This is a genomic window from Streptomyces sp. NPDC060209 (assembly GCF_042728155.1).
In the GTDB taxonomy this organism is placed as follows: Bacteria; Actinomycetota; Actinomycetes; order Streptomycetales; family Streptomycetaceae; genus Streptomyces.
On the sequence record NZ_JBHWZS010000067.1, the window covers coordinates 22,712 to 33,514 of the forward strand.

At 72.1% G+C, this 10,803-nt stretch carries 9 protein-coding genes and 1 pseudogene; 5 read left to right on the forward strand and 5 right to left on the reverse strand.

The features are described 5' to 3' along the window. Together ACFWFI_RS15665 and ACFWFI_RS15670 are read right to left on the reverse strand one after the other, a co-directional pair. A complete protein-coding gene (locus ACFWFI_RS15665; RefSeq protein ID WP_387389803.1) occupies window positions 1-621 on the reverse strand; it encodes a DedA family protein in 621 nt (206 codons plus the stop codon). Beyond that, on the reverse strand, window positions 618-1,394 hold the full coding sequence (locus tag ACFWFI_RS15670) for an MBL fold metallo-hydrolase (RefSeq protein WP_387389804.1): 777 nt from the start codon (window positions 1,392-1,394) through the stop codon (window positions 618-620). Before ACFWFI_RS15670 ends, ACFWFI_RS15665 begins: the two co-directional genes overlap by 4 nt. Before the next feature lie 179 nt (window positions 1,395-1,573). Between ACFWFI_RS15670 and ACFWFI_RS15675 the strand changes: the two genes are divergently transcribed. Together ACFWFI_RS15675 and ACFWFI_RS15680 are read left to right on the forward strand one after the other, a co-directional pair. Next, window positions 1,574-1,990, forward strand: coding sequence for a hypothetical protein (locus ACFWFI_RS15675; RefSeq protein ID WP_387389819.1), 417 nt, complete (start codon window positions 1,574-1,576; stop codon window positions 1,988-1,990). Between the two features lie 102 nt (window positions 1,991-2,092). Further along, window positions 2,093-4,396 (forward strand): phage holin family protein, encoded by a 2,304-nt coding sequence (locus tag ACFWFI_RS15680; protein ID WP_387389807.1) that lies wholly within the window; start codon window positions 2,093-2,095, stop codon window positions 4,394-4,396. Window positions 4,397-4,409: 13 nt separating this feature from the next. Here ACFWFI_RS15680 and ACFWFI_RS15685 read toward each other — a convergent pair whose 3' ends face one another. The 3 genes from ACFWFI_RS15685 to ACFWFI_RS15695 form a co-directional block, all read right to left on the reverse strand. Beyond that, window positions 4,410-5,465 (reverse strand): LacI family DNA-binding transcriptional regulator, encoded by a 1,056-nt coding sequence (locus tag ACFWFI_RS15685; protein ID WP_387389809.1) that lies wholly within the window; start codon window positions 5,463-5,465, stop codon window positions 4,410-4,412. A gap of 8 nt (window positions 5,466-5,473) precedes the next feature. Beyond that, the gene (locus ACFWFI_RS15690) at window positions 5,474-6,103 is read right to left on the reverse strand and encodes a DUF305 domain-containing protein (protein ID WP_387389812.1); all 630 of its coding nucleotides are present in this window, start codon (window positions 6,101-6,103) and stop codon (window positions 5,474-5,476) included. Window positions 6,104-6,182: 79 nt separating this feature from the next. Then, window positions 6,183-7,118 carry a DUF1996 domain-containing protein gene (locus ACFWFI_RS15695; RefSeq protein WP_387389814.1) on the reverse strand — a complete coding sequence of 312 codons (936 nt, stop codon included), beginning with the start codon at window positions 7,116-7,118 and terminating at the stop codon, window positions 6,183-6,185. 238 nt (window positions 7,119-7,356) lie between these two features. Here ACFWFI_RS15695 and ligA point away from each other — a divergent pair, with 238 nt between their 5' ends. The 3 genes and pseudogenes from ligA to ACFWFI_RS15710 form a co-directional block, all read left to right on the forward strand. Then, window positions 7,357-9,453, forward strand: a complete 2,097-nt coding sequence (ligA, locus tag ACFWFI_RS15700) for an NAD-dependent DNA ligase LigA (protein ID WP_387389816.1) — start codon at window positions 7,357-7,359, stop codon at window positions 9,451-9,453. 143 nt (window positions 9,454-9,596) lie between these two features. Then, a complete protein-coding gene (locus ACFWFI_RS15705; protein WP_387389818.1) occupies window positions 9,597-10,442 on the forward strand; it encodes a rod shape-determining protein in 846 nt (281 codons plus the stop codon). Beyond that, a pseudogene (locus ACFWFI_RS15710) lies at window positions 10,439-10,803 on the forward strand (hypothetical protein); the annotation flags it as partial. The gene ACFWFI_RS15705 and the pseudogene ACFWFI_RS15710, both read left to right, overlap by 4 nt.

Sequence of the window (10,803 nt, forward strand, 5' to 3'; positions counted from 1 at the left end):
TCAGTCGGCCGTACGAGCCCGCAGCCGCCGCCAGAGCGCCGGCGTCCCACTGATCAGCAGCGTCAGCAGGACCGCGGCGAGCACGCCCTCCCACGGCTCGGGGAACAGCGAACCGCCCAGGATCCCGATCAGCTGATACGTCGCCGCCCAGGCCAGACACGCGGGCACATCGCCACGGGCGAACTGCCGCATCGGCATCCGGCCGAGCAGACAGGCCAGCATCACGGGTATCCGCCCGGCCGGCACCAGCCGGGACAGCACCAGCACCGTCCCGCTCTGCTCGTCCAGCTTCTGCTGCGCCTGCGCGAGCCGCTCCGGAGCGGCCCGGCCGGTGATGGCCTCCAGCCACTTCGAACCGTTCTTGGACCGCACCCCGCGCTGTCCCAGCCAGTACAGGCAGATGTCCCCGAGGAACGCCGCCCCCGACGCCACGGCGAACACCACGAGCAGGGCGAACGGTGACGTCTGGTGGAGCGTCACAACGGCCGCCGTACTCACCAGCGCACCCGTCGGCACCACCGGCACCAGCGACCCCGCCGCCACGAGCAGGAACAACGACGGGTAGCCGACGGCCTGCTGCGTCGACTCCGTCGGCAGCTGCCGCAGCACTTCATCTATCACCTACGGGCCTCCGGCCTCACATGTTCGCCGTGCCCCAGCCGGTGCACCGCCACTTCCGGTGCCACCCGCGCCGCCTGCCGCACGAATTCGTCGCCCGGCGCATGGAACTCGTGCGGCCGGATCCCGTCCATCCCGATCGGCCAGTAGGTGCCGTAGTGCACCGGCACGGCGGAGCGCGGCTCCAGCATGGTCAGCACCTGCGCCGCACGGGCCGCGTCCAGATGGTGGTGGCCCAGATTGGGCCCCCAGCCGCCGACCGGGAGCAGCGCCACATCCACCGGCCCCACCGCATCGGCCATGTCGTCGAACAGTCCGGTGTCCCCGGCGAAATAGGTGCGGGCCTCGCCCTCGACGACGTACCCGAGAGCCGGCACACGGTGCGGACCGACCGGCAGCCGGCGTCCGTCGTGCAGGGCCGGAACCGCGCGGACCAGGACCTCGCCGACCCGCACCACGTCCCCCGGGGCGACCTCGCGGATCCGCAGCCCGCGCGCCCGGCGCAGCAGCCGGAGGCCCGGGACGGCCCCGACGGCCCCCCGGGGCACGATCAGCAGGCTGCCGGCGGCGAGGCGGGCCAGGGAGGGGAGATGCAGATGGTCGGAGTGCAGGTGGGAGATCAGGACCGCGTCGGCGACCGCGGCCTCGGGCGGCGGGACCTCACCCCGGCGGCGGCGCAGATGCGCGAAGCGCCTGGCGAACAGCGGGTCGGTCAGCACCCGAACCCCGGTGTCCTCGATCGTGCAGGTGGCATGACCCCACCAGGTGACCTCCACCGCCCTGCCTCCTCGTCCGCGCCCCCGTCATCGCTCCACGTGTACGAGGGTAGGCGCTCCGCGCCCCTCCCACGCCGCAGTGCTCCTTTACGCCGTACCCGGCACGGGAGCGGGCGGCTACGGAGGGCTACCGCAAGGGTAGGGTCGTGGACAGCATCCGAGTGCGGGGGGATCCGTTCATGGGCGACGTCATCGCAGACGTACGGGTGGCGGCCATCGCCAGTCTCACGCCGCTGGAAGAGCTCGACGGCGACCCGTTCCTCGTCGACACCCGCAGCCAGCACGCCATGTGCGCACGCTGGGCCGCTGACCAGGGGTACGTCGTCACCCGCCAGCTCCGCGTCTACGGGCTTCGCCCCGATCACCACGCTCTGTGGGCGGGCGCCGACGGCGGACAGGTCGAGCTGTTCGTGGCCCCCAACGACCGGGTGCTCGCACGGGCACTCGTCTCGGTGCCGGACTTCGCGGCGGAGTGCGAGCGCCGCGGCGTACGGCTGGAACTCGCCGGCCTGGAGGAGCCCGTCTACACCGCGCGCAGCAAGGCCAGCGTCCACCGCAGGCTCTCCATGCCGACCGCAGGATACGACGGCTGCTGATCCCCGGAGAGGGCCCGGGGCCTCGGAAGAGCATGAAGGGGCTATGACAGGCTTGACGCGGGCCCATGACGAACACCGGGCCCGGACGTGAGGTGGAACGGCGTGAGTGACGGGCGATGGCGTAGGGCGGGGGGAACCCTCATACGCGTGATCTCGGTGTGGGCCGTCTCCACGCTCACGATGCTGGCACTGGCGGGGATCCTGCCCGACTTCCAGCTCCAGGCCGACGACGGCGACACGGTCACGAGGACCGCCTTCACCGCGGCCTGGGGTGCTGGTGCGTTCGGTCTGCTCTCCGCCCTGGTGTGGCCCGTGCTCGTCAGGGCGCTGCTCATCGTGCCCGCCCTGGTGCTGGGCGCCCTTGTCTTCTTCCTCAACGGCTCGCTGCTGCTGATCGCCCTGCGGCTCATCCCGGACGGGCGCGGCGACGCCAACCCGGAGACCGCCGTCGTCGTGGCGGCCGTCATGTCAGCCGTCGCCTCCGCGACCTCCACCGCCCTCGCGGTCCGTGACGACGACGCCTACCGGCGCAGACTCTCCCGCCTCGCCGACCGGCGCCGCAGACGCAGCGGCACGCCGCAGAGCGCGGACGGGGGGCGCGGCGGCCCGCCGGGCATCGTGTTCGTCCAGCTCGACGGCGTCGGCCATGACGTACTGGAACAGGCGGCGGCCGACGGCCTCATGCCGACCGTGGCCGGCCTGCTCGCCGACGAGGCGGGCCACCGGCTCACCCCGTGGACCACCGACTGGTCCAGCCAGACCGGCGCCAGCCAGCTCGGCATCCTGCACGGAAGCAACTTCGACGTGCCGGCCTTCCGCTGGTTCGAGAAGGAGACCGGCACCGTCATGGTCTCCAGCAGGCCGGCGAGCGCCCTCGAACTGCAGCGCAGGGCCATAGCCCGCACCCACGACGGCGGGCTGCTCACCGTCGACGGTGCGAGCCGGGGCAATCTCTTCAGCGGCGGCGCGGACCAGCTCGCCCTGGTCCTGTCGATGGCCGCCAGGCTCGGCAAGGGACGCCGCTCCCGCGCCGGCTACTTCGCCTACTTCTCCGACCCGGCCAACGCCGTCCGTACGGCCCTGTCCTTCGTCGCCGAGGTGGGCCGTGAGATCGGCCAGTCCGTCCGGGCACGGGTACGGAAGGAGTCACCCCGGGTCAAGCGCGGCGGTCTCTACCCCTTCATCAGGGCGTTCGCGACCGTCGTCGAACGCGATGTGGTGGTGGCCGCGGTGATCGGCGACATGTTCGCGGGACGCACCGCGGTCTACGCAGACCTGGTCGCCTACGACGAGGTGGCCCACCACTCCGGGCCGCACAGCAGGGACGCTGAGAAGGTCCTGACACGGCTCGACCGCTCGCTGGGCCTCATCCTGAAGATCGCGGACCACACCCCGCGCGACTACCGGATCGTGCTGCTGTCCGACCACGGCCAGAGCCCGGGGGAGACCTTCGCGGGGCGGTACGGCCTCACGCTCAAGGACCTCGTACGGGCCGGCTGCGGGCTGCCCGTACCCCGCCGGGCGCAGCGCACCCGCAGCGCCTCGGAGGCCCGCGACGCCGTGCGCATCGCGCTGCACAGGCCCGTCGCCGGGGAGCAGGAGGCGCAGCACCCCGCCAAGCCCTCCGACCCGGTCGTCCTCGCCTCCGGAAATCTCGGGCTGCTGTCGTTCCCGGACATCGAGGGGCGGGCCTCGCGAGAGCAGCTCGACCGCCGCTACCCCGCGCTGCTCGGCACGCTAGCCGCCCATCCGGGGATCGGTTTCCTGCTCGTACGCAGCCAGAAGCACGGGTCGGTGGTGCTCGGCCGTGGCGGGGTGGAGATCCCGGTGGCGGAGCTGACGGACGGGGAAGGGCCGATAGCCGCCTTCGGGTCCGGTGCGGCGGACGCGGTGCGGCGGACCGACGGCTTCCCGCACGTCGCGGATGTGATGGTCAATTCGATGTACGACCCCGAGACCGGCCGTGTACACGCCTTCGAGGAGCAGATCGGTTCGCACGGCGGGCTGGGCGGCGAGCAGTCGCGGCCGTTCCTGCTGTGGCCGCGGACGCTGGTGGACCCACTCGACGCCGTGGCGGCGGACGCACCCCGGGGAGCTTCTCCGGACGGTCCGGTGGGGGTGTCCGCGGCCGGTCCGGTCGGGGCGGAGGCGGTGCACAGGGTGCTGGCGCGCTGGCTGAGGGAGCTCTCCGGACCCCAGGTACCGCTGCGGCAGGAGGGCTTCGCCGGGGCGGTCCGGGTGGACGAACCGTTCCCGGACGGGGCGGTCGGCGAGGACGTCCCCGCGCGGGCCGATATCCCTGCCGGCGCCGACGGGCCGGACCGCGATGGTCACCCGGTCCGTGCCGTGCGCCCCCTCCCTGCGGTCCCGGACCCCGACGACGCCGTCCCGGGCGCACGGGGGTGAGAGGCCCTGGGTGTCAGGCGGATTCGCGCCGCACCAGCGTCGGATGGAAGACCACGGACGGTGCGGGGCCGTCGCCCGGTTTGCCGATCTGCTTCAGGAGGAGCCGGGCCATCTCGGCCGCCATCTCCTCCACCGGCTGACGCACGGTCGTCAGCGGCGGATCGCACGCCACCGCCGCGTTGCTGTCGTCGAAGCCCACCACGGCCACATCCCCGGGCACGTCCCTGCCCGCCCGCAGCAGCACGGGCAGTGCACCCAGCGCCATCAGGTCCGAGGCGATGAACACCGCGTCCAGGTCCGGCCGTTCACGCAGCAGCTGCCGCATCGCCGACGCCCCGCCCGTGTGGGTGAAGTCGCCTTCGGCGGTCACGACGTCCCCGATGCCGTGCTGCTCCAGTGCGTCCAGGAAACCGGTCAGCCGCACCTGCCCCGCAGGCATGTCCTGCGGACCCGCGACCGTTCCGACGCGCCGCCGCCCCAGGGCCGCCAGGTGGTCCGCCGCCATCTGGGCCCCGGCCCGCTGGTCCGCCTCGACATAGGTGAGCGGCGAGGGCCGGCGGGGCCGGCCGGCCAGCACGGCGGGCAGCCGGGTGTCGTGGAGCAGGCCGGGCAGCGGGTCGTCGGCGTGCGAGGAGATCAGCACCACTCCGTCGACATGCCCCTGGCGCAGATACGACAACAGCTGATTGCGGGAGGCCTCGTCGTCGGCCAGCATCAGCACCATCTGGATCCCGGCGGGGCGCAGCACGTCCATCAGCCCGCCGACCACGCGCCCGAAGTGGGGGTCGGAGAACATCCGGCCGATGAACGGCTCGGAGACGGGCCGCCGTTCGCGTTCCGACACCACCAGGGCGATCGAATCGGTCCGGCGGGTCACCAGTGAACGCGCCGCGCGGTTGGGGACGTAGCCCGTGGTGGCCACGGCCTCCTCCACGACCCGCCGCAGTGCCGGATCCACCGTGGTCGCACCGTTGATCACACGGGACACGGTCGCCCGGGAGACGCCCGCCACCGCGGCCACGTCCTCCAGGGTGGCGGGGCGCACGGGCGGCGAAACGTCGGCAGTCATGCCGTCTTTTATACCGGGTGATCCGACGGGCACGTGAAGGGTTCCGGCACGTCAGCGCCCTTGCCCGTGCACAGCGCAGTCAGGGCGGCCAGCTGCTTCCCGCGTGCGGTGACGAGTTCCTGCGCCCGTGCGGTGGCCTCCGCTCCTCTCCCCGACGCCGTCTCCGAGCGCGAGACCCGCTCCGACTGGCGCAGATGGTCGTGGATCTGCGTCACCAGCAAGCGGTCGAATGCGGCTCCTCCGGCCGTGCGGGCGCCTTCGAGATCCTCGGCGGTCACCATGCCGGGCATGTCGTGCCCCTTGTGGAGGTCGGTGTCCGGCAGCCCCATGCGGTCCCGCAGCCCCCGCAGCTCCGCCAGTTCGGTGGCCTGGGCGGTACGCAGGCGGGCCGCCCAGGCCCGCAGCCGGCGACCGGTGGCCTTCTCCGCCGCCAGATCCAGGAGGATCACGGCCTGTTCGTCCATCGGGATCATCAACTGGACCCAGGCGGAATCGATCGGGTCCACGGAGGGGACGGGGGCGGCCGCCGTACGCGAGGGCACGGATCCGGAGTCCGCTGTCCGTTCCCCTCCTCCCGGGGCGCACGCGGTCAGGACGGTGAGCAGGAGGAACAGCGCTGCGGTGCGACGAGCCTGCATGGGTGGTCCTTGCCTGGGGGTGCCTGCCCCAGCCGCGAGGACTTGGGCAGACACCGCTGAACAGAGAGCTGACGATTGATCAGGGAGTACCGTCGGCCCCGCACTTGATGATCGCGTTGATGCAGTCGCGCACCCGTTGCGCCATCTCCGCCTCCGGCCAGACGTTGAAGAAGTCGCCGTGCATCGTGAAGCCGCGTCCTGAAGCCAGTCGGAATCGGGCCGGGTCGCCGTTCACGGGATAGCGCAGTACCTGGCGCAGCTTGGGAACCGGAACCGGATGGGTCGACGGGCAGGCGCCGCCCACCGGGTAGGCCATGTGGCTCTTGTGGTCGGCCGAGTCGAGATCTCTGCCGTTCCAGCACTGCGGGAAGTCCAGATAGCTCTCCATCATCGAGCCCGCCGGGCAGTTGACGAAGTCGTGGGACGGGTTGACCTCGCCGTGGTGCAGGCAGGACCAGCGCGAGATGGTGTTGTCGTCGGGGCCGGTCGCCTTCGCGTTGCCCGCGACGATCCGGAGCCCGCGGGGGAACGGCTTGATCGTCCGGATGATGTCGTCCCGGACCCCCTCGCCGAGGTAGTAGAAGGTGGTGCCGGTCGGCTCCACCTCCTTGTCGCCGTCGTACAGCGTGGGGACCCAGTACGAGGACAGATCGGTCGCGGGCGCGCAGCTGGTGCCGGCCCTCTCCAGCGAGGCCAGATCGGAATGGGCGTTGGTGGAGTCGTTCCCGAAGAAGCTGTGCATGTGCGAGGCGCCCGGCAGGTTGGGCAGCACTATCGGGTCGTCGGGGGCGCGGTGGGTGTAAGGGCATTCCGCGAGGAATTCGGCGACCCGGACCACGTCGGCGGCGGCTTTCGGCGCGGGCTGGGAGGCCCCGTCCCCGGCCGCGTTGCCGGCGTTGGCCTGGATGAAGGACAGGGCGAGTGCGGCGGCGGCGAGTCCCGCGATGCGGTAGCGCCACGGCGGCAGGGCTCTGCGTCCCCGGTGTTCGGTCGTACGTCTGCTGAGGAAGAGCACGGCACTCCTGTTCTGAGGAAGTGGGGTTCCTCTGACCGGTGGTCCGGCCAGGGTAGAGAGCGCTCTCTCAAGGAACGTAGAAGTGTGACGTAAGCATGTCAAGACTCTGCGCGAGGCCCCCAATTACCTGCTATTTGAACGAAGTTGAGTGACGCGATCCCAGGAGAGCGCTCTCTCGCGTGCTGGTGCGGACAGCGGCCACGGGGCGTTGTCAGTGGTGGACGGCAGGATGGTGGTCATGACGACGAACTCAGCTGGTGTGCTCGCCGATACAGCCGCCTACGCAGCCGCGGTGGAAGAGGCCGGGCGCGCCGCCGCCGCGTATTACACCGCAGGTGAGAGCACGCTCGACGACGATGCGTACGACCGGCTCGTGCGCGGGATCGCGGCCTACGAGGAGGAGCACCCTCAGGAGGTGCTGGACGCCTCGCCGACCGGGAAGGTCGCGGGCGGCGCGGCCTCGGGGGACGTGCCGCACACCGTCCCGATGCTCTCGCTGGACAACGTGTTCTCCGCCGAGCAGTTCGTCACCTGGACCACGTCCGTGGAGCGGCGCATCGGCAGGCCCGTCGCCGCCTGGAGCGTGGAGCCCAAGCTCGACGGTCTGGCCGTCGCGGCGCGCTATCGGCAGGGCCGGCTGGAGCGGCTGATCACCCGGGGCGACGGTACGGCCGGCGAGGACGTCTCGCACGCGATCGGCACGGTGCTCGGCCTGCCCGAGCGGCTCGGCGCTCCCGTCACCCTCGAGATGCGCGGCGAGATCCTCATGACCAACGAGCAGTTCGAGCAGGCGAACACCGTGCGCACCGAGCACGGCGCCGCGCCCTTCGCCAATCCGCGCAACGGGGCGGCGGGCACCCTGCGGGCCAAGGACCGCCCGTACCGCGTGGAGATGACCTTCTTCGCGTACGGCGCGCTCGCGCTGCCCGAGTCCGGTGAGCTGACGGCCACCCTGGCCGAACTCCCGCACAGCGAGGTCCTCGAGTACGTCGCCGGGCTCGGCATACACACCGCGGCGGACACCGCGGTCGCCCCACGCACCGTCACCACGGTCGAGGAGGTGCAGGCCGGGGTCGAGGACATCGCCGCGCTGCGCGCCTCGCTGCCGTTCGGGATCGACGGCATCGTGATCAAGGCGGACCTGGCGGCCGACCAGCGTGACGCGGGTTCCGGGACGAGGGCGCCGCGCTGGGCCATCGCGTACAAGCTCCCGGCCGTGGAGAAGGTCACCCGGCTGCTGGGTGTCGAGTGGAACGTCGGCAGGACCGGCATCATCGCGCCGCGCGCCGTCCTGGAGCCCGTCGAGATCGACGGCTCCACCGTCAGCTACGCCACGCTGCACAATCCGGCCGACATCACCCGCCGGGATCTGCGCCTGGGTGACCATGTCATGGTCTACAAGGCCGGCGACATCATCCCTCGTATCGAGGCGCCGGTGGCGCATCTGAGGACGGGCGAGGAGCAGCCGGTCGAATTCCCCGAGGTCTGCCCCCAGTGCGGCTCGGACATCGACACGAGCGAGCAGCGCTGGCGCTGCATCCGGGGCCGCGACTGCCGCCTGGTCGCCTCCATCTCCTATGCGGCCGGGCGTGATCAGCTCGACATCGAGGGGCTCGGTGCCACCCGGGTCGTCCAGCTCGTCGACGCGGGCCTCGTCCAGGACTTCGCCGATCTCTTCACGCTGGAGCGCGACCGGCTGCTCTCCCTGGAACGGATGGGGGAGACCTCCACGGACAATCTGCTGGCGGCCGTCGAGGCGGCCGCTGCCCGTCCGCTGTCCCGCGTCTTCTGTGCCCTCGGGGTGCGCGGCACGGGTCGCTCCATGTCCCGTAGGATCGCGCGCCACTTCGCCTCGATGGACCGGATCGTCGCCGCCGACGCCGAGGCGTTGCAGCAGGTCGACGGCATAGGCAAGGAGAAGGCGGCGGCGGTGGTCAGGGAGCTGGAGGAGCTGGCGCCGCTGATCGGCAAGCTGGTGGCCGCCGGAGTCAACATGACGGAGCCCGGTGCGACTCCGCCGCCGGAGCCCGGCGCCGCGCAGGAGGACGGTGCCGAGGACCGGGCGGGGGCCGGCCTGCCGCTCGCAGGCATGACGGTCGTGGTGACCGGAGCCATGACCGGGGCTCTGGAGAAGCTCTCGCGCAACCAGATGAACGAGCTGATCGAGAGGGCCGGAGGGAAATCCTCCTCCAGCGTCTCCAAGCGCACGAGTCTGCTCGTCGCCGGGGAGAAGGCCGGATCCAAGCGGGACAAGGCGGAGGATCTGGGAGTCCGGATCGCCGCACCCGAGGAATTCGCGGAGCTGGTCGAGACCTATCTGGCCCTGGAGGCGTGAAAGGTGCACGCGAGTGCGCACCTTGGAATTATCGAGGAAGTGGCGTTTATGTTCTTTGTATTGCATAGTGAAAGATCGATCTAGCCTCGCTATGCGTCGGTGACTGGCGACGGCTGTGGCGGCAGACCTGAGGGTGAGGGCCGATGCGTTCTTCGCGTGACGGACGGCGGCGCGGCCGGCCGGTTCTCCGGTCGCAGGACACACATGCCCGTGCGGCGCGCCGCCCCGGTCCCGTGAGGGGACTGGCCGTCGACCTGGGCAGCTCCGGGACCCGCGCCTGGGTCCCGGGGCAGGGGCTCGTCAGCGGCGGACCGGTCGGCTGGGAGGACGGCACCGGCCGGCCCGTCCGGCGGGGACGCATCGTCGACGCGGAGTCCTGCGCCGGGCTGCTGAGGCGCCTCGCCGACACCGCGCTGGGCGCCGACCGGGAGGGCAGCGCCATCGTGCTCAGTCACCCGGTCCTGGCCGGACAGGAACACCGCACGCTGGCGAGCGAACTCCTCGCCGCCCTGGGGGCGTCCCGTGTCGTGGTCCTCAACAGCGCCAGTGCCGCGGCCGCGTGCGCCGGAAGGCTGGGCAGCGGTCCGGTGCTCGTCGTCGACATCGGTGCCGAGCTGACCGAAGTCGCCCTCCTCGTCGACGGGACGGTCGTCGACGCCCGCCAGGCCGATGCGGGACTCAGCGATCTCGGACCGCGGTCACCGGCCGCCGAACTCGTCCGGAACGTCCTCGATATGATCACGTCCATGTGGCGTGAGGACCGGCACGGAGCGGTACGTGGAGCACTGCGCCGTGGGCCCGTGCTCACCGGCGGCGGAGCGCTCCGCCGCGACGTCACGGACCGGATCGCGACTTGCCTCGGTGTACCGGTGAGCATCACCCCCGACCCCGAGACCGCCGTCGTACGGGGCGCCGCGCTGATCCTGGACTCCGCCCTGGGCCCCGCCGCCGATGGCGCGGTGTCCGTCCGCCCGGTCCGGCTGAGGTGAGCCCCCTCCCGGGGGCACCCCGGGGGAACGCGCCCCCGACGGGGCCGCACGGCACACCGCCGCACCAGGCGCGGCACGTTCTTGCCGCGCTGCTCCTCGCCGTCCTGACCCTTCTGGGCGGTGCGCCCGCGACAGCCGTCACCGCGCTTCCGGAGCGGGGGCACGCCGCCGCGCAAGCCGCCGGTCCCTCCACGCAAGCCGCCGGCCCCTCCGCGCGTCCCGCCGGTCCCTCCACGGGTGTCTCCGGGCGCGCCGCGCATGGCCTCGACCGCGCCGCGCACGTCTCAGGGCCTCGGTCCGTCGCCCGGCCCGCCCCGGTCCTGCGGCCGGAGGCAGTCCCCGTACCGGGGCCGCGTGCGGG

Excerpts from the sequence above, each read along its gene's own strand:
- ACFWFI_RS15675 (WP_387389819.1), top strand. The coding sequence starts at position 1,574 with ATGGGCGACGTCATCGCAGACGTACGGGTGGCGGCCATCGCCAGTCTC.
- ACFWFI_RS15685 (WP_387389809.1), bottom strand. The coding sequence starts at position 5,465 with ATGACTGCCGACGTTTCGCCGCCCGTGCGCCCCGCCACCCTGGAGGAC.
- ligA (WP_387389816.1), top strand. The coding sequence starts at position 7,357 with ATGACGACGAACTCAGCTGGTGTGCTCGCCGATACAGCCGCCTACGCA.
- ACFWFI_RS15705 (WP_387389818.1), top strand. The coding sequence starts at position 9,597 with ATGCGTTCTTCGCGTGACGGACGGCGGCGCGGCCGGCCGGTTCTCCGG.
- ACFWFI_RS15690 (WP_387389812.1), bottom strand. The coding sequence starts at position 6,103 with ATGCAGGCTCGTCGCACCGCAGCGCTGTTCCTCCTGCTCACCGTCCTG.